Source organism: Cellulomonas endophytica, assembly GCF_004123805.1.
Taxonomy (GTDB): Bacteria; Actinomycetota; Actinomycetes; order Actinomycetales; family Cellulomonadaceae; genus Cellulomonas; species Cellulomonas endophytica.
In genome coordinates this window covers 85,880-103,933 of record NZ_RWJX01000005.1, presented here as the reverse complement: position 1 = coordinate 103,933, position 18,054 = coordinate 85,880, and the positions used below count along the sequence as shown (strand labels likewise).

The window sequence follows — 18,054 nt, the reverse complement described above, 5'->3', positions numbered from 1 at the left end:
GTGGTGCACGACCTCCGGTCGGGGTCTTGGCCGGTGCGGTGCCGTGCGGCTAGGGTGAAAGCGATTGCAGCACGGCCATGGGCTGCGCGGCAAGCACCGGCGGCGCCGCAGGGCGACGTCTGCGATCGGAGCGTCGGGGCAGTGGTGCCCCGGCGTCCCGGGACCAGTGAATGCGTTTGCAGGCCGACGGGGGCCGGACGCTCGACGGAGGGCGACGACGTGACAGCGCTGCAGGGGACGACCACGGCCGCGGCGGAGGGCGACGGGGGGCGGTGGACGCTGCACCCCGAGCGCGGGCTGCCCGCCGACCCGGTGCTGCGCCCGCTGGCGCGCCGGGTCTACGAGCACGTCCGCGGGCTGCCGGTCGTGTCGATGCACGGGCACGTGGACGTGGGCCTCCTCGAGCGCGACGAGGCCTTCCCCGACCCGGCGACGCTCCTCGTCGTGCCCGACCACTACCTCGTCCGCATGCTCGTGTCGCAGGGCGTCCCGCACGACGCGCTGGGCGTCCCCCGTCGGGACGGCGGCGCCGTGGAGACCGACCCCCGCGAGGTCTGGCGCACCTTCGCCTCCCACTGGCACCTCTTCCGCGGCACGCCGACGCGGTTCTGGATGGAGCACGTGCTCGTCGAGGTCCTCGGCGTGACGCAGCGCCTCTCGTCGGCGACGGCGGACCGGGCCTACGACGAGATCGCCGCGCGGCTGGCCGCCCCCGGCTTCCGCCCCCTGGCGCTGCTCGACCGCCTCGGCATCGAGGTCCTCGCGACGACCGACCCCGCCGACGCGGACCTCGCCGCGCACGCGGCGCTCGCGGCCCGCGGCTGGGGCGAGCGCGTCGTCCCGACCTTCCGGCCCGACGCCGTGCTGCACGCCGACCGGCCGACGTGGCGCGCGGACGTGGCGCGGCTGGGCGAGCGCGCCGGCATCGAGGTGACCGGCCTGCGCAGCCTCGTCGCGGCGCTCGAGGAGCGGCGGCGGGCCTTCGTCGCCGCCGGCGCCCGCGCCACCGACCACGGGCACCTCACCGCCGACACGACCCCGATGGACCCCGCCGAGGCCGACCGCGTCGTCGTGTCCGCCCTGCGCGGGGAGGTGACGGCCGGGGCCGCGCACGCCCTGTCCGCGCACCTGCTGCTCGAGATGGCGCGGATGTCCACGGAGGACGGGCTCGTCATGCAGCTGCACCCCGGCGTGCTGCGCGACCACGACGCGGGCGTCTTCGGCGTGCGCGGACCCGACGTCGGCTACGACATCCCCGTCGCCACGGAGTACACCCGCGCCCTGCGCCCCCTCCTCGAGCGCTTCGGGCACCACCCGAACCTCTCGCTCGTGCTCTTCACCGTCGACGAGGACGCCTTCTCCCGCGAGCTCGCCCCGCTGGCCGGCGTCTACCCGTCCGTGCGGCTGGGCGCGCCGTGGTGGTTCCTCGACACGATGGAGGGGATGCGCCGCTTCCGCGAGGCCGTCACCGACACCGCAGGCTTCTACAACACGACGGGCTTCGTCGACGACACCCGGGCGTTCCTGTCCATCCCGGCCCGCCACGACATGTCCCGCCGCGTCGACGCCGGCCACCTGGCGCGTCTCGTCGCGGAGCACCGTCTCGACCTCGACGAGGCGCTCGAGGTCGCGACGGACCTCACCTACCGCCTCCCCCGCGCGGCCTACCCGCCCCTGCGCTGAGACCCCGCCCGGCCCGCCGGGCCCCCGCCCCCACGACGAGATGCCGGTTCCGGTCGCTCCGCTGCGCAGCCGAGCGGCCGGAACCGGCATCTCGTCGTGCACGAAGGGCCCCTGCCGTCACCTCGCGCTCCGTCGTGCACGACGAGCCATGCCGTCCCCTCGCCCTCCGACGAGATGCCGGTCCGGGTCGCTCCGCTGCGCGGGTGAGCGGCCGGGACCGGCTCTTCGTCGTGCACGAGTGGCCCCGGACCGGCACCTCGCCCTGCGACGAGGTGCCGGTCCGGGTCGCTCCGCTGCGCGGGTGAGCGGCCGGGACCGGCGTCTCGTCGTGCGGACGAGAGAGGGCGCCGGAGGCCCGGAGAGGGCGGGGCGAGCGGGGCCGCTCCCTGCGTCAGGTGACGGCGCCGAGCTGCCAGGGGACGAACTCGTCGGCGCCGAGGTCGAGCTCCTCGGACACGGTGGTCTCGCCCGAGGCGACGGCGAGGATGCGCTCGAAGAGCTCCTCGCCGACGGACTCGACGGTGGCGGTGCCCGTGACGATGCGGCCGGCGTCGAGGTCCATGTCCTCGCGCATCCGCTCGTAGGTCTCCGTGTTCGTGGCGACCTTGATGGACGGCGCCGGCTTGCACCCGAGCACGGACCCGCGACCGGTCGTGAAGACGACGACCGTCGAGCCGCCCGCGACGATCCCCGTCACCGACACGGGGTCGTAGCCCGGCGTGTCCATGAACGTCAGGCCCTTCTCGACGACGGGCTCGGCGTACTCGTGCACGGCGACGAGCTCGGCCGTGCCCGCCTTGGCGACCGCGCCGAGGGACTTCTCGAGGATCGTCGTGAGGCCGCCCGCCTTGTTGCCGGGGGAGGGGTTGTTGTCCATCGTGCCGCCGCCGGCCGCGGTGTACCCCTTCCACCAGTCGAGGCGGTCGAGCAGCCGCTGGCCGACCTCGCGGGAGACCGCCCGCCGCAGCAGCAGGTGCTCGGCGCCGAAGACCTCCGGGGTCTCCGCGAGGACGCTCGTGCCGCCCTGCGCGACGAGCAGGTCGGACGCGTGGCCCAGGGCCGGGTTGGCGGTGATGCCGGACAGGCCGTCGGAGCCTCCGCAGTTGAGGCCGAGCACGAGCGCGGACGCCGGTGCCTCCTCGCGGCGCAGCGCCTCGATGCCCGGGAGCATCTCCTGGATCGCGGCGACGCCGGCGCGGACCGTCGCGCGGATGCCGCCCGTCTCCTGGATGACGAGGCGCTGCACGGGGATGCCGAGGTCGTCGATCCCGTCGAGCAGGCCCTCGACCGGCAGCATCTCGCAGCCCAGCCCCACGACGAGGAGCCCGGCCATGTTCGGGTGGGTGGCGTAGCCCCGCAAGGTGCGGCGCGTGACCTGGGCGCCCTCGCTCGTCGGCACGAGGCCGCAGCCCGTGTCGTGCGTGAGCGCGACGACGCCGTCGACGTGCGGGTACGCCTCGAGCACGGGCCCGCGGAACTGGTCCGCGATGAGGCGTGCCGTCGAGGCCGAGCAGTTCACCGAGGTGACGATGCCGACGTAGTTGCGGGTGCCCCAGCGGCCGTCGGCGCGGCGGTAGCCCTGCCACGTGCGCGGCACCGCGGCCGGCGGCAGCTGCACGCGCGCCGTGCCGAACTCGTACGCGCGGTCGGAGTCGTCCATGCCGAGGTTGTGCGAGTGCACGTGCTGGCCGGGGACGATGTCGGCCGTCGCGCGCCCGATCGACTGGCCGTACTTGAGCACGGGGTCGCCGGCGGCGGCGGCGCGCACGGCGAGCTTGTGCCCCCGCGGCACGGTCGACCGCACGACGACCTCGGTGTCCGCGCCGCCGTCGGGATCGGCGACGAGGAGCCGCGTGCCGGTCCGCACGTCCTGCGTCGCGACCGCCACGGTGTCGCCCGGCCGCAGCCTCAGCGCCACGGCCGCGAGCGGGACGGGGCCGGCGAGCGCGGCGTCGGCCCCGGCGACGGGTGCCGCGGGACGGGTGCCCAGGGCGACGGCGACGGGCGTGCCGGGGGTGGGCTCGGCAGGGGCGGTCGGCATCGGTCGCGTCCTCGGCAGTGGCGTCCCGGTCGCGGCGGACCGGCCCGGCGCGGGGTGCGCCGGGTCCAAGATAGCGTTTTCTCAGCGCTCCTGACCAGGCCCCCGCCGGGCCTCGACGACGGTCCAGCGGTCCTCGGCCCGGCCCCGGCCGGCCACCGGTCCCAGCGCGACGCGCTCGCCGGCCCGCCAGGTGCCCCCGGCACCGGGGTCCCGGCGGACGGCCCGCCGCGACCCGTCCGCCGCCTCGAGCTCCCGGCCGTCCACGGCCACGCGGGCGGGGGCGAGCCGGCGCCCGGTGCGGACCTCGCACAGCACCACGGTGTCGCCCCCGCGCACCACGCGGCGTGGGTCGGCCGGCTCGCGGGTGAGCACCGGGGGCGGGGTGGCGTGGTGCGGGTGGACGAAGAGGCCGCGCCACCGGGCGCCGTTCGTCGCGGCCCAGCCCGTCGCCGCGTCGTCGTGGACGAGGCGCACCGTCCGGCCGGGGGAGTTCGGGTCGTGCACGAGGACGGTGGTCGTCGGGCCCCGCCGCTCCCACCCGAACGCGACCACCTGGTGGTTGTCGCCGGCACGGGGGAGCGCCCGGGCCACGACGAGCCCGAGGACCGCCGGGCGGCCGGCGTCCAGGAGCGCGACGAGGCGCGGCACCTCGTCGGCGACCGTCCGGCGCTCGACCCCCGCCAGCGGGCCGAGGTCGCCGTCCGGGAGCAGCGACCAGGCGAGGAAGCGCAGCGCGGAGGGGTGCGCGAAGGACCGCAGCTGGCGGCGCAGGACCGCGCGGGCGAGGACGTGCTCGTCGGGCGGTACGCGGGAGGGCGCCCACAGGTCGGCGGGGAGCCGGGGCGCGGGCACCCCGGCCACGAAGTGGTCGAGCGCGAGCGCCGCCATGCCGCCGCACCGCCCGGCCGTCGCCAGGCGGCGGCCGCCCGGCAGGCGCACGAGGACGTTGACGAAGGCGTTGGGGAAGGGTAGGCCGTGGACCGCGGGGTCGAACGCCGTGGTGCCGGCGCCGTCGGGCAGGGGGACGCGCACGTCAGGCTCCTCCGGGGTGGCCGAGCGCGCCCCACGCCGCGTAGGTGGCGACGGCCGCCGCGTTCGACAGGTTCATGGACCGGCGCCCGGGCAGCATCGGGATGCGGACGGCCGCCGTGATGCGCGGGTGGGCGAGGACCTCGGGCGGCAGGCCCGTCGGTTCCGGCCCGAACAGGAGCGCGTCGCCGTCGCGCCAGTCGACGGCGGTGTGCCACGTGGTCGCGGCGGTCGTGAACGCGTGCACCCGGGCCTCCGGCAGCCGCGCCAGGAGCGCCTCGAACGAGGGGTGCACCTCCACGTGGGCCAGGTCGTGGTAGTCCAGGCCCGCGCGGCGCAGGCGTGCCTCGTCGAGCGTGAAGCCCAGCGGCTCGACGAGGTGCAGGGCCGCGCCGGCCCCCGCGCACATCCGGATCGCGTTCCCGGTGTTGCCCGGGATCCGCGGCTCGTGGAGCACGACGTGGAGCACCCCCCGATCCTCCCACCGGTCGGCGCCCGCCGGCGGGCCCGCACCGCCCGGGGCCCGGGCCCTAGGGTCGTGGCGTCCGCGGCCCGTGGGCCGCCCCCTCGTGCGAAGGTGCCCGATGCCCGACCTGTACCGCCCCGACCCCGCCCGCTACGGCGCCATGACCTACCGGCGCACCGGCCGCAGCGGGCTCGACCTGCCCGCCGTGAGCCTCGGCCTGTGGCACAACTTCGGCGACGTGGACCCGTTCGAGCGCCAGCGGGCCACCCTGCGCGCGGCGTTCGACCTCGGCGTCACGCACCTGGACCTGGCCAACAACTACGGGCCGCCCTACGGCTCGGCGGAGGAGAACTTCGGGCGGCACCTCGCGCTGGACCTGCGGCCGTTCCGCGACGAGCTCGTCATCTCGACGAAGGCCGGCTACGACATGTGGCCCGGCCCCTACGGCGACCACGGCTCGCGCAAGTACCTGCTGTCCTCGCTCGACCAGTCCCTGACCCGCATGGGCCTCGACTACGTCGACGTCTTCTACCACCACCGCCCGGACCCCCGGACGCCGCTGGAGGAGACCATGGGCGCCCTCGCCCAGGCCGTCCGCTCGGGCAAGGCGCTGTACGTCGGCGTCTCGAACTACTCGCCGTCGCAGACCCGCGCCGCGCACCGGGTGCTCGCCGACCTGGGCGTCCCGCTCCTCATCCACCAGCCGAGCTACTCCATGTTCAACCGGCACGTGGAGCTGCCCGAGGACGGGACCGGCGAGTCCCTCCTCGACGTCGTCGGCGACCTCGGCGTCGGCACCATCGTCTTCTCGCCGCTCGCCCAGGGGCTGCTCACGGACCGGTACCTGTCCGGCGAGGTCCCGGCGGACTCCCGCGCGGCGACGAGCCGCTTCCTGTCGGCGGAGAAGATCTCGCAGACGTACCTCGGCCGCGCCCGGGCGCTGGCGGAGGTGGCCTCCGGCCGCGGGCAGACGCTCGCGCAGCTCGCGATCAGCTGGGTGCTGCGCGACGAGCGGGTCACCTCGGCGCTCGTCGGGGCGCGCTCCCCGGAGCAGCTGCGGGACACGGTCGCGGCGCTCGCGGCGGGCCGTCTGACCGACGAGGAGATCGCCGCGATCGAGCCGCACGCGGTCGACGGCACCGCGCGCTGACGCGGGGTCCGGGGTCGCCGCCCCGTCGGCGGCGACCCCGGCGCCCGTCGGCGCCGGGCCGGCGCTCAGGCCGGCGAGAGCTCCGCGTCGTCCGTGGCCGCGAGCGCCGCGAGGACCCCGTCGGCGTACCGGTCGAGCTTGGCGGCGCCGACGCCGCTGATCGTGCCGAGGGCGGCCCGGTCCGCCGGCCGCCGCTCGGCGATCTCGCGGAGCGTCGCGTCGTGGAAGACGACGTAGGCCGGGACGCCCGCCTCCTTCGAGGTGGCCGCGCGCCAGGCCCGCAGCGCCTCGAACCGCGTGCCCGCGGCCCCGTCGAGCCCCTCCGCCGCGCGCGGCGCACCGCCGGCGCCGCCGCGCCGCCCGCCGGAGGACCGGCGCCGGGCCTCCTCGCGGCGCAGCGGCACGGTCGTCCCCCCGCGCAGCACGTCGCCGCTGCCCTCCGTCAGCCGGAGCGTGCCGTAGCCCTCGCTGTCGACGCCGAGCAGCTCGCGCGCGAGCAGCTGCCGCACGACGCCCCGCCACTCCGTGTCGGACAGGTCCTCGCCGATGCCGAAGGTGCTCAGGGACGCGTGCCCCAGCTGGGTCACCCGAGGCGTGATCTTGCCGCGCAGCACGTCGACCACGTGGCCGACGCCGTAGCGCTGGCCCCGCTGCTCGAGACGGACCACCGTCGACAGGAGCTTCTGCGCCGCGACGGTGCCGTCCCACGTCTGCGGCGGGCTCAGGCACACGTCGCAGTTGCCGCAGTCCTGCGACTCCTCGCCGAAGTACGCGAGCAGCTGCCGCCGCCGGCAGGTGACCGCCTCGCACAGGCCGAGCATGGCGTCGAGGTGCTGGGTGAGCCGCCGCCGGTGGGCCGCGTCCCCGTCGGAGGTGTCGATGAGGCGCCGCTGCTGCACGACGTCCGCGAGCCCGTACGCGAGCCACGCGGTCGACGGCAGCCCGTCGCGCCCCGCGCGGCCGGTCTCCTGGTAGTAGCCCTCGAGCGACTTGGGCAGGTCCAGGTGCGCGACGAAGCGCACGTCCGGCTTGTCGATGCCCATGCCGAACGCGATCGTCGCGACCATGACCAGGCCGTCCTCGCGCAGGAACCGCGCCTGGTTCTCCTGCCGCACGCGGCGGTCGAGCCCCGCGTGGTACGGCAGCGCCGGGATGCCCTCGGCGGCGAGAGACGCGGCGGTCTGCTCCACCGAGTTCCGCGACAGGCAGTAGACGATCCCGCAGTCGCCGGCGTGCTCCGTGCGCAGGAGCTGCAGGAGCTGGGCCCGCGGGTTGTCCTTCGGCTCGATCCGGTAGCGGATGTTGGGCCGGTCGAAGCTCGCGACGACCTGCCGGGCGTCCTCGAGGCGCAGGCGCTGGGCGATCTCCGCGCGCGTGGCCGGGGTCGCCGTGGCGGTGAGGGCGACCCGCGGCACGTCGGGCCACCGCTCGTGCAGCACGGCGAGCTGGAGGTACTCCGGCCGGAAGTCGTGCCCCCACTGGGACACGCAGTGCGCCTCGTCGATGGCGAACAGCGCCACCGTGCCCGCGTCGAGCAGCGCCATCGTGTCCCGGGCCATGAGGCGCTCGGGCGCGAGGTAGAGCAGGTCGAGCTCGCCCGCCACGTAGGCGTCCTCCACCTCCCGCCGGGCCGCCGGGTCCTGGGAGGAGTTGAGGAAGCCGGCGCGGACCCCGAGCGCGGCCAGCGCGTCGACCTGGTCCTGCATGAGGGCGATGAGCGGCGACACCACGACGCCCGTCCCGGGCCGCAGCAGCGACGGGAGCTGGTAGCACAGGGACTTGCCGCCGCCGGTCGGCATGAGCACGAGCGCGTCCCCGCCCTCGACGACCGTGCGCACCACCTCGGCCTGCTCGCCGCGGAAGCTCTCGTACCCCCACACCTCGCGGAGCACGTCCACGGCGTCGCGCCCGACGTGACCGGAGGCCGCCGCGCGCGGTGCGCCGGCCTCCGGGGCCGGACGGGCGGGACGGGAGGGCCGTGCCGGGTCGGCGGTGACGGACGAGGGGGGCCGTCGGCCGGCGGCGGCGGGGGTGTCGTCGGCCGGGGGCGCCGACGCCTCGTCCGCCCAGGGGTCGCCCGGCGGCTCGTCGACCAGGAACGGCAGGTCGGCGTAGGGGTCGCTCGTCACCGCACCAGCGTAGGCGGCGCCACCGACGCGCCGGCCCTGCCGCCCACAGGCGCGACGACCGCCCGGGGCCGTGCCCCCGGTGGACGGGCGCGATGAGTCCGCGCCGCCGCCGCGGTCTGCACCCGCATGAGCATCGTGAGCGGGATCCAGAGCGTGTCCGTCGAGGTGCAGGACCAGGACGGGGCCCTCGCCTTCTACCGCGACGTCCTCGGGTTCGAGGTCCGCGCCGACGTGGAGGTGTGGCCGGGGGCCCGCTGGCTCGAGGTCGCGCCGCCGGGCTCGCCGATCGGCGTCGCGCTCCTCACCCGGGCGAGCGGGCTGCCGATCGGCGTGCGCTACCGCACCGAGGACGCCGCCGCGGCGCACGCGACCCTCACCGACGCCGGCGCCGCGCCCGACGAGTACCTCGTCACGGACTTCGCCCCGCCGATGTTCACCCTCGCGGACCCCGCCGGCAGCACGCTCGTCCTCGTCGAGGACACCCCCTCCTGACGGCGGCCCCGGCCGGTCGTCCAGGACTCGACCGCCCGGCCCGACGGTCCCCGCCCGCGGACCCATCCGCGCGGCCGCTGGCCCCCAACCCTGACGAGATGCCGGTCCGGACCGCTCCCCAGCACCGCACGCCGTTCGCAACCGGCATCTCGCCGCACAGCAGGAGCGCGGGGCGACGAGGAGCAGGGCCCGGCAGCGCTCGGCCAGCGCGGCGAGCGGGTCCGGCGCGCTCGCGGCGGCGGCGCGGGTCCCGCGGACGGGCGCCGTCAGGTCCGACCGCCGCAGGCGCGCAGCGGGGACACCGGCGCTGACCGCGTCGGCGCTGCGGAAGGGTCCGGGCAGGAGATCGGCGGGAAGGGGCGCAGGTCGTCGCACGCACCGATGGGACCTCGGTGCGGCCCGCACCGTGCGGTCGCCGACACGTCCGCACGAGGCGCGGACGACCCCGCGGGTCTGTGGTCGCCCCGACGTCGCGACCCCCGACGAGGTCCTCGTGGTCGCCCCGACGTCGCGACCCCCCGACGAGGTGCCGCTTCGCGTCGGGTACGGCGGTCTACGAGCAGCCGGAACAGGCATCTCGTCGGGAGGGAGGGGCGGGGCGGCGGGCGTCGGGCCGGGCGGGTACCGGTCCGTGGCCGGACGGCCCTGACCCGACGAGGTGCGTCCTCGCGTGGGATACGACCGGGGGCGAGCGGCCGTGACCGGCATCTCGTCGGGGAGGGAGACGTCGGCTCCGCGGGGGACGACGACGGCCCCGGCACGGTGTGCCGGGGCCGTCGTCACGCGCGGGGCGTCACTGCACGTCGTCGTCGACCCAGTCGAGGGTCTTCTGGACGGCCTTCTTCCACAGGCGGTACTGGCGGTCGCGGTCCGTCGGGTCGATGTCCGGCGTCCAGCGCTTGTCCTCCGCCCAGTTGTCGCGGACGTCCTGCTCGCCGCCCCAGAAGCCCACGGCGATGCCCGCGGCGTACGCGGCGCCCAGGGCGGTCGTCTCGGCCACCTTCGGACGCACCACCGGCACGTCGAGGATGTCCGCCTGGAACTGCATGAGCAGGTTGTTGGCGGTCATGCCGCCGTCGACCTTGAGCTCCTTCAGCGCCACGCCGGAGTCGGCGTTCATGGCGTCGAGGACCTCGCGGGTCTGGAACGCGGTCGCCTCGAGGGCGGCACGGGCCAGGTGGTTGCGGTTGACGTACCGCGTGAGGCCGACGATCGCGCCGCGGGCGTCGGAGCGCCAGTACGGGGCGAACAGGCCCGAGAACGCCGGGACGATGTACGCGCCGCCGTTGTCCTCGACCTTCGAGGCCAGGTACTCGACGTCCTGGGCCTCCATGAAGAAGCCGAGGTTGTCGCGCAGCCACTGCACGAGCGAGCCCGTCACGGCGATGGAGCCCTCGAGCGCGTACACCTGCGGGGCGTCGCCGATCTTGTAGGCGACGGTCGTCAGGAGGCCGTTCTTCGAGGGGACCGGCTCCGTGCCCGTGTTGAGCAGCATGAAGTTGCCGGTGCCGTACGTGTTCTTGGCGGTGCCGACCTCGAAGCAGGCCTGGCCGAAGGTGGCCGCCTGCTGGTCGCCGAGGATGCCCGCGATCGGCACGCCCGGGACCATGCCGCCCTGACGCCCGTGCCCGTACACCTCGGAGGAGGAGCGGATCTCCGGGAGCATGGACAGCGGGACGCCCATCTCCGCGGCGATCTCCTCGTTCCACGTGAGGGAGTCGACGTTCATGAGCATGGTGCGCGAGGCGTTGGTGACGTCGGTGACGTGCACGCCGCCGTCGACGCCGCCGGTCATGTTCCACAGCACCCAGGCGTCCGTGTTGCCGAACGCCAGCTGGCCCTTCTCGGCCTTCTCGCGGGCGCCCTCGACGTTGTCGAGGATCCAGCGGATCTTCGGGCCCGAGAAGTACGTGGCCAGGGGCAGGCCCACGCGCTCCTTGTAGCGGTCGTTGCCGCCGCCGAGCGCCGCCAGGTCGTCCGCGATCTTCTGGGTGCGGGTGTCCTGCCAGACGATGGCGTTGTAGACGGGCTTGCCCGTCGTGCGGTCCCAGACGACCGCGGTCTCGCGCTGGTTCGTGATGCCCACGGCGGCGATGTCGTGGTGCGTCTTGTTCGCGCGGGTGAGGGCGAGGGCGACGACCTCGCGGACGTTGTTCCAGATCTCCTCGGCGTCGTGCTCCACCCAGCCGGCGCGCGGGAAGATCTGCGCGTGCTCCTTCTGGCCCACGGAGACGATGGAGCCGCTGTGGTCGAAGAGGATCGCCCGGCTGCTCGTCGTGCCCTGGTCGATGGCGATGACGTACTGCTCGGCCATTCGTGCCTTCTTTCGTCGTCGGTGTCGAGAGAGGGGCGTGCGGGTCAGGCGGGGATGTACCAGCGGGCGACGAGGCCCGCGAGGATGCCACCCACGGCGGGGCCGGCGACCGGCACCCACGCGTACGCCCAGTCGGACGTGCCCTTGCCCTTGATGGGCAGGAAGGCGTGGGCGATGCGGGGGCCGAAGTCACGGGCGGGGTTGATGGCGTACCCCGTGGGGCCGCCGAGGCTCGCGCCGATCGCGACGACGAGCAGGGCGACCGGAAGGGCGCCGAGCTGGGCGGGGTTCTGCGAGAACGCCAGCACGACGAACACGAGCACGAAGGTGCCCAGGACCTCCGTGACGAAGTTCCACCCGTACGAGCGGAGCTCGGGCCCGGTCGAGAACACGCCGAGCTTGACGGCCGGGTCGGCGTCCTGGTCGAAGTGCTTCTTGTAGGCGAGGAAGGCCAGGACGGCGCCGACCATGGCGCCGAGGACCTGCACGACCACGTAGAGGAAGCCGTTGGCGACCGTGACGGGCACGCCCTCGGCGAAGGTCTCCGCGCCGCTGGCCCAGATGCCCAGCGTCACGGCGGGGTTGAGGTGGGCGCCCGACTTGAACGCCACGTACACGCCGGCGAACACGGCGAGGCCCCACCCGAAGTTGATGAGCAGCCAGCCGCCGCCGAACCCCTTGGTGCGGGGCAGGATCACGTTGGCGACCACGCCGGCTCCGAGGAGCAGGAGCATGGCGGTGCCGAGGAACTCGGAGACGAGTGCGTCCCCGATGCTGATGGAGTCCATCGCAGGCCCTTCTGTCGACGTCGTTGTCCGTGCACGCCCCGGGCGGCAGGTCCGCGGGGCGGTGGTGCCCGCCGGGACCGCTCCCACGCCGGGCGTGGGGCGGTGCGGCGGTGGTCGGCGGACGGGAGGGGACGTCCACCGGCCTCGGGCCGGCCGGCGGCCTCACCCGGACGCGGTGCGCGCGTCCGACGGGGCCGCCGGCCGGCCGGGTCTAGGTGCCGACCGGGGTGGCGGTGCCGCGCCCGGGCGGGGACCCGGGCTTGAGGCCGGCCCCGGGGTTGCCGCCGGGGCCGTCGGTGCCGCCCAGGGGCAGGAGCGGCGTGATGTCGTCGGCGGCGAGCCGCACGCGCTCGGCGGTGGCGTCGTCGGGCTGCTGCGCGGCCCGGTCCTCGGCCTCCGCACGGGCGACGTACGCGTCGATCTCCCGCTGCCGCGTCGCCGCGTCCCACCCGAGCACCGGCGCGACGAGGTCGGCGATCTGCTCGAGCGCGCCCACGCCCTTGTCCGCCTGCTCGTAGTTGAGGCGGGTGCGGTGCATGAGCACGTCGTCGAGGTGCAGCGCGCCCTCGTGGCTGGCGGCGTAGACGATCTCCGCGCCGACGTACGCCGGGGCGTGCTCGAGCGGCAGGGCGAGCGAGGGGTCCTCGTCGCACAGCTCGAGCAGCTCGGGCAGCAGGGACCCGTACCGGTGCAGCAGGTGGTCCATGCGGAACTTGTCCCAGCCGTACCGGTCCCCGATGGCCTTCGAGCGGCGCTGGAAGACCGACAGGCCCTCCGCGCCGACGAGGGGCAGGTCGTGCGTGAGCGAGGGGAGCGTGGTGGCGCGGGAGCCGATCGCGAAGTCGACCGCGTCCTTGGCCATCACCCGGTACGTCGTGAGCTTGCCGCCGGCGATGACGGTCAGGCCCGGCGTCGGCGACGCGACGGTGTGCTCGCGCGAGACCTTGGCCGACGAGGTGCCCTCCTTCGTCCCCGGCTGGAGGAGGGGCCGCAGCCCCGCCCACGTGCCGATGACGTCCTCGCGGGTGAGGGGCCGCGCCAGCACGGTGTTCGCGTGCTCGATGACGTAGTCGATGTCCTCGGAGGTGGCGACGGGGTGCGTCAGCTCCTGCTCCCACGGGGTGTCCGTGGTGCCGATGACCCAGTAGCGCGACCACGGGATGATGAAGAGGACCGACTTCTCGGTCTGCAGGATCAAACCGGTGTTGCCCGCGATGCGCGAGCGCGGCACGACGATGTGGATGCCCTTGCTCGCGAGCACGCGCAGCCCGCCGTCCGTGCCGGCGAGCTCCTCCGTCTGCTCCGTCCACACGCCCGTGGCGTTGATGACCGCGCGGGCGCGCACGTCGAGGTGCTCGCCCGTCTCGAGGTCGACGAGCTCGGCACCGGTGACGGCGCCGGCCTGCGTCGTGTGCATCTTCACGACCTGCGTCCGCGACGCGGCGTGCGCGCCGTAGGAGACCGCGGTGCGCACGAGCGTCTCGACGAGGCGGGCGTCGTCGACGCTGGCGTCCCAGTACCGGACGGCGCCGATCGCGGCGTCGTGGCGCAGGTCGGGGAACAGGCGCTCCATGCCCTTGCGGGTGAGGTGGCGGTGGATCGGCATGGCGCGCTTGGCGCCGTTCACCGAGGCGAGCGTGTCGTACAGCGCGACGCCGGCGCCGACGTAGGCGCGCTCCCAGACCCGGTGCTCCAGCGGGTAGAGGAAGGAGACGGGCTTGACCAGGTGCGGGGCGATGCGCTGGATGAGCAGGTCGCGCTCCGTCAGCGCCTCGCGGACGAGGTGGAAGTCGAGCATCTGCAGGTAGCGCAGGCCGCCGTGGACGAGCTTGGACGAGCGCGAGGAGGTCCCCGCCGCCCAGTCCTGCCCCTCGACGACCGCGACGGACAGGCCGCGGCTGACCGCGTCGAGCGCGATGCCCGCACCGGTCACGCCACCGCCGACGACGAGGACGTCCAGCTCCGCGTCCTTGTCCGTGCTGCGGCGGAGCCGGTCCAGGGCGTCCGTGCGGGCCTGCTTCGTGAGCGGCGCAGTTCTCATGCGGGTCCTCTCGTCGTGCGTCGTCGCACCGGTCGGGCCTGGGTCCGCGCCGTCCGGGTGCTCCCCGGGGGCGCGAGGCGTCGTGGGGCTCGCCTGGCGTCGTGCTCGACGCGTATCGTCGCGATGTCGCGAACGTTCGCGCAACTGCGATGAACAGACGTGCAGCGGTGGCGCCGGGACGGGGGATGGCTACCGTCGTGCACGGTGGACGTCCGTGCAGCGCGGCACGGTCGAGGGCGAGGGGGTCGGGCCCGTGAGCGGAGTGGAACGCGAGCAGGACGTGCTCCGTGCCGCCTCGATGTACTACCTGCAGGACCTGAAGATGGAGGTCATCGCCCGGCACCTCGGCACGTCGCGCTCCACCGTGTCCCGCCTCATCAAGCGGGCGCGCGAGACGGGGCTGGTCGAGATCACCCTGCGGCCGGCGAGCACGCGTGCGCCCGGCCTGGGGCGGACGATCACCGCGACCTTCGGCATCGACGCCTACGTGGTGCCCGTGCCGGACTCCGCGGGCCAGGTGGAGCGCCTGGACCAGGTGTCCATGACGGCCGCGCGGCTCCTGTCGTCGTGGTTCGACTCCGACATGGTGCTGGGCGTCGCGTGGGGGACCACCCTGGCGACGGTGTCCCGCTTCCTCGTGCCCAAGCCCACCCGGGGCTCGGCCGTGGTCCAGCTCAACGGCGCCGCCAACATGCGCACGTCCGGCGTCGAGTACGCCAGCGACCTCATCTCGAGCTTCGGCTCCGCGTTCGGCGCCGCCGTGCACCACTTCTCCGTCCCGGCGTTCTTCGACTTCCCGGCGACGAAGCGCGCCATGTGGCAGGAGCGCTCCGTGCTCCGGGTCCTGGACATGCAACGACGTGCAGACATCGCGCTGTTCAGCGTGGGTGCGGTGGCCGGCGCGGTGCCCTCGCACGTGTACGCGGCGGGCTACCTCGACGAGCAGGACGTCGCGACGCTGCACCAGGAGGGCGTCGTGGGGGACGTGTGCACCGTGTTCCTGCGCGCCGACGGGTCGTGGCGCGACGTCCGCCTCAACGCCCGCGCCACGGGCCCCACCCCCGAGGAGCTCGTGCGCGTCCCGCGGCGCGTCTGCGTCGTGGCCGGGGACAACAAGGTCGCGCCGCTGCTGGCCGCGCTGCGCGCCGGGGTCGTGACGGACCTCGTCATCGACGAGCTCACGGCGACCCGGCTCCTGGAGCACGCGCAGCCGCGCGCGGCGGGCCGGGGCCGGGCGGCGCCGGCGCGCACCGGCACCGCGGGCTGAGCCGGAGCGCGACGGGCGGCGCCCGCACCGGGGGTCCGCGCGGGTCCGGGCCCCCCGGCCCGGCGGCGCCGCCCCGCGCGTGACGGTTAGGGTCGGCGGCCGTGAGCCCGTTCCACGTCCGCCCCGCCCGGCCCGCCGACGTGCACGCCATCCACGACCTCGTCGAGCCCTACGCCACGGACCGCATCCTGCTGGCCAAGGAGTGGGTCGGCCTCTACGAAGCCGTCCAGGAGTTCCTCGTCGCCGAGGGGCTCCCCGAGGGCGGGGCCGGGTCGTCGGGCGCCACGGCAGGTGCACCGGCCGCCGGGCTGCTCGGCTGCGGGGCCCTGCACGTCATGTGGTCGGACCTCGCCGAGATCCGCACGCTCGCGGTGGCACCCTCGGCACGCCGGCAGGGCGTGGGGCACGCGCTCGTCGACGCCCTCCTCGCGCGGGCGCGCGGCCTGGGACTGTCGCGCGTCTTCTGCCTCACGTTCGAGGTCGACTTCTTCCGCACCCACGGCTTCCGCGAGATCGCCGGCACGCCGGTGACGCCCGAGGTCTACGCCGAGCTGCTGCGCTCGCACGACGACGGGGTCGCGGAGTTCCTCGACCTCGCGCGCGTGAAGCCCAACACCCTGGGCAACACGCGGATGCTCGTCGAGCTGTAGGCGCCGCCGGGCCGCCGCCGGATCGCCGCCGAGCCGCCGCCGCGCCGGTGGTTCAGGACGGCAGCGCGTAGGCGGGCGGGTCGTCGTCGCCCGGCCCGGGACGCCCGACGACGAGGCCGTCGGCCACCAGGGCGGCCAGGCACCGGCGCAGCTGGGCGCCGTCGGGCCAGACGCCGGCGACGACGTCCTCGGGGACCGCGCCCGGCGCCTCGCGCAGCAGGGCCATGACGCGCCCCCGCACCTGCCGGTCCGACCCGGTCCAGGACTGGACGCGCCGCCGGTGGGCGTGCGCGTCGGCCGGGCGGCCGGCGGTGCGCCAGGCGCACAGGTGCTCGACCGGGCAGTCCCCGCAGCGCGGCGCCCGCGCGGTGCACACCAGGGCCCCCAGCTCCATGGACGCGGCGGCCCAGGCGGCGGCCCCGGCGTCGTCGTCGGGCAGCAGCGCCTCCGCCGCCCGCGCCTCCGACGCCGTCAGCGCCGGGGCCGGCAGCGCCTGCCCGCCGAGCGCGCGCGCGACCACGCGGCGCACGTTGGTGTCGAGGACGACGGAGCGCCGCCCGAACGCGAAGGCGAGGACTGCCCCGGCGGTGTACGCGCCGACGCCGGGCAGCGCCAGGAGCTCCTCGGGCGTGCCGGGCACGCGTCCGCCGTGCCGCTCGACGAGCGCCCGGGCGCACTCCTGCAGCCGCAGCGCCCGGCGCGGGTAGCCCAGGCGGTCCCAGGCGCGCAGCACGGCGTCCGTCGGGGCGGCGGCGAGGTCGGCCGGCGTGGGCCATCGGTCCATCCACGCCGTCCACGCCGGCTCGACGCGCGCCACCGGCGTCTGCTGGAGCATCACCTCGCTGACGAGGACGCCCCACGGCGTGCGGTCCGCGGCGCGCCACGGCAGGTCCCGCCGGTGCTCGCCGAACCACGCGACGACGAGCCTGCGCACCTCCGCGACCGTCCGGTCCGCGGGCGCGGGGGCGGGCGCGGCGGCGGCCGGCACGGAGGGCGCGGGCGGAGGCACCGCGTCATCCTGCCCCAGCCCGCCGACCCGGCCGACCCTCCCGACGGTCCCGATGGTCCCGACGGTCCCGACGGTCCCGACGGTGCGTCGGGTCCGTGCGGGTCGCGGCCAGCGCCGGGTCGTGAGGCGCCCGCCCGCCCCGCGAGCCCGCCCCGCGAGCCCGCCCCCCATGCCCTTCGGCCGGCGGATCGCGTCGGGACGGAGGTGGCGCGGCGTGCCCCCGTCGTCGGCGGTCCCCGCGGCCCTACCGTGGTCCGCGCCGGGACGGGGCCCGGCGGGACCGGCGCCCGGCACGGGGCGCGACGAGGGACGGAGGCCTGCCGTGGGAGCACCCGCACGTCCGCTGCCCGCGCGCGTCTACTGGGTGCGCCGCGCCGTCGTCCTCGGCCTGCCGCTGCTGCTCGTCGCGGTGCTCGTCGTGTGGCTCGCCACCGCCGGGGCCGACCCGGGCGCGCCGGAGCGGGGCGGCGGTGCCGAGGGGCCGGCCGCACCCGCCGCCGGGGGCACGACCGGCGACGCCGACCCCGCGGGCGCGGGCGCGGCGGCCACGCCGACGGCACCCCCGCCGACCCCCAGCCCCAGCCCGACCACCGTCGGCGGTGTCGCCGTCTGCGCACCCGCCGACCTCGCGGTGACGCTCACGCCCGCCGCGCCCGAGTTCCCGGCGGGTTCCGACCCGACCTTCGAGATCGGTCTGAGGAACACCGGCGACGCGCCGTGCCTCGTCGACGCCGGCGAGGCCCACCGCGAGCTCGTGCTCACCAGCGGCACGGACCGCGTCTGGTCGAACAAGGACTGCGCGCCCGCGGACGACAGCCGCCCGCTGCTCCTCGCCGCCGACGCCGTGGACACCTCGACCCTCGCCTGGCCGCGCGAGCGGTCCGCGGCCGGGTGCCCCGGCGGGCTGCCCTCGCCGGGGGCGGGGACCTACGCCCTCACGCTGCGGGTCGGCGGCGTGGACGCGGCACCCGCGGTCTTCACCCTCGGCTGAGCGC

General features: G+C 75.9%; 14 protein-coding genes. 6 read left to right on the top strand and 8 right to left on the bottom strand.

Translation table 11 applies throughout. The features are described from left to right. Window positions 1-228: 228 nt before the first annotated feature. On the top strand, window positions 229-1,683 hold the full coding sequence (gene uxaC, locus EJA20_RS02970) for a glucuronate isomerase (RefSeq protein ID WP_129336703.1): 1,455 nt from the start codon (window positions 229-231) through the stop codon (window positions 1,681-1,683). Window positions 1,684-2,074: 391 nt separating this feature from the next. Here the strand turns inward: uxaC and EJA20_RS02965 are convergent, their stop codons facing one another. From EJA20_RS02965 to EJA20_RS02955, 3 genes are all read right to left on the bottom strand, one after another. Next, on the bottom strand, window positions 2,075-3,724 hold the full coding sequence (locus EJA20_RS02965) for a UxaA family hydrolase (protein WP_129336684.1): 1,650 nt from the start codon (window positions 3,722-3,724) through the stop codon (window positions 2,075-2,077). An 81-nt stretch (window positions 3,725-3,805) separates the two neighbouring features. Further along, window positions 3,806-4,756 (bottom strand): hypothetical protein, encoded by a 951-nt coding sequence (locus EJA20_RS02960; protein WP_129336683.1) that lies wholly within the window; start codon window positions 4,754-4,756, stop codon window positions 3,806-3,808. A 1-nt stretch (window position 4,757) separates the two neighbouring features. Next, window positions 4,758-5,222: a tRNA (cytidine(34)-2'-O)-methyltransferase gene (locus EJA20_RS02955; RefSeq protein ID WP_129336682.1), complete on the bottom strand. Its 465-nt coding sequence runs from the start codon at window positions 5,220-5,222 to the stop codon at window positions 4,758-4,760. A 115-nt stretch (window positions 5,223-5,337) separates the two neighbouring features. On the opposite strand from EJA20_RS02955, the gene EJA20_RS02950 reads away from it, so the two are divergent. Further along, on the top strand, window positions 5,338-6,369 hold the full coding sequence (locus EJA20_RS02950; protein WP_164983811.1) for an aldo/keto reductase: 1,032 nt from the start codon (window positions 5,338-5,340) through the stop codon (window positions 6,367-6,369). A gap of 65 nt (window positions 6,370-6,434) precedes the next feature. Here EJA20_RS02950 and recQ read toward each other — a convergent pair whose 3' ends face one another. Then, window positions 6,435-8,498 (bottom strand): DNA helicase RecQ, encoded by a 2,064-nt coding sequence (gene recQ / locus EJA20_RS02945; protein ID WP_129336681.1) that lies wholly within the window; start codon window positions 8,496-8,498, stop codon window positions 6,435-6,437. Window positions 8,499-8,633: 135 nt separating this feature from the next. On the opposite strand from recQ, the gene EJA20_RS02940 reads away from it, so the two are divergent. Next, window positions 8,634-8,990: a VOC family protein gene (locus tag EJA20_RS02940; protein WP_205687331.1), complete on the top strand. Its 357-nt coding sequence runs from the start codon at window positions 8,634-8,636 to the stop codon at window positions 8,988-8,990. A 793-nt stretch (window positions 8,991-9,783) separates the two neighbouring features. Here EJA20_RS02940 and glpK read toward each other — a convergent pair. From glpK to EJA20_RS02925, 3 genes are all read right to left on the bottom strand, one after another. Then, entirely contained in the window at window positions 9,784-11,304 is a 1,521-nt protein-coding gene (gene glpK, locus EJA20_RS02935) for a glycerol kinase GlpK (RefSeq protein ID WP_129336679.1), read from the bottom strand. A gap of 44 nt (window positions 11,305-11,348) precedes the next feature. Beyond that, the gene (locus EJA20_RS02930) at window positions 11,349-12,092 is read right to left on the bottom strand and encodes an MIP/aquaporin family protein (RefSeq protein WP_129336678.1); all 744 of its coding nucleotides are present in this window, start codon (window positions 12,090-12,092) and stop codon (window positions 11,349-11,351) included. Window positions 12,093-12,303: 211 nt separating this feature from the next. After that, complete coding sequence (locus EJA20_RS02925; RefSeq protein WP_129336677.1) at window positions 12,304-14,133, bottom strand: glycerol-3-phosphate dehydrogenase/oxidase; 1,830 nt, start codon at window positions 14,131-14,133, stop codon at window positions 12,304-12,306. Between the two features lie 262 nt (window positions 14,134-14,395). Here EJA20_RS02925 and EJA20_RS02920 point away from each other — a divergent pair, with 262 nt between their 5' ends. After that, complete coding sequence (locus tag EJA20_RS02920; RefSeq protein ID WP_164983813.1) at window positions 14,396-15,400, top strand: sugar-binding transcriptional regulator; 1,005 nt, start codon at window positions 14,396-14,398, stop codon at window positions 15,398-15,400. A gap of 101 nt (window positions 15,401-15,501) precedes the next feature. After that, on the top strand, window positions 15,502-16,050 hold the full coding sequence (locus EJA20_RS02915) for an amino-acid N-acetyltransferase (RefSeq protein ID WP_129336675.1): 549 nt from the start codon (window positions 15,502-15,504) through the stop codon (window positions 16,048-16,050). Between the two features lie 52 nt (window positions 16,051-16,102). Here EJA20_RS02915 and EJA20_RS02910 read toward each other — a convergent pair whose 3' ends face one another. Further along, a complete protein-coding gene (locus EJA20_RS02910) occupies window positions 16,103-17,038 on the bottom strand; it encodes an HhH-GPD family protein (protein WP_420836397.1) in 936 nt (311 codons plus the stop codon). A 343-nt stretch (window positions 17,039-17,381) separates the two neighbouring features. Here EJA20_RS02910 and EJA20_RS02905 point away from each other — a divergent pair, with 343 nt between their 5' ends. Further along, window positions 17,382-18,050, top strand: coding sequence for a hypothetical protein (locus EJA20_RS02905; protein WP_129336673.1), 669 nt, complete (start codon window positions 17,382-17,384; stop codon window positions 18,048-18,050). Window positions 18,051-18,054: the final 4 nt, after the last annotated feature.

Coding starts and splice junctions, on each gene's coding strand:
- EJA20_RS02965 (WP_129336684.1), bottom strand. CDS start 3,724: ATGCCGACCGCCCCTGCCGAGCCCACCCCCGGCACGCCCGTCGCCGTC.
- EJA20_RS02950 (WP_164983811.1), top strand. CDS start 5,338: ATGCCCGACCTGTACCGCCCCGACCCCGCCCGCTACGGCGCCATGACC.
- glpK (WP_129336679.1), bottom strand. CDS start 11,304: ATGGCCGAGCAGTACGTCATCGCCATCGACCAGGGCACGACGAGCAGC.
- EJA20_RS02930 (WP_129336678.1), bottom strand. CDS start 12,092: ATGGACTCCATCAGCATCGGGGACGCACTCGTCTCCGAGTTCCTCGGC.
- EJA20_RS02925 (WP_129336677.1), bottom strand. CDS start 14,133: ATGAGAACTGCGCCGCTCACGAAGCAGGCCCGCACGGACGCCCTGGAC.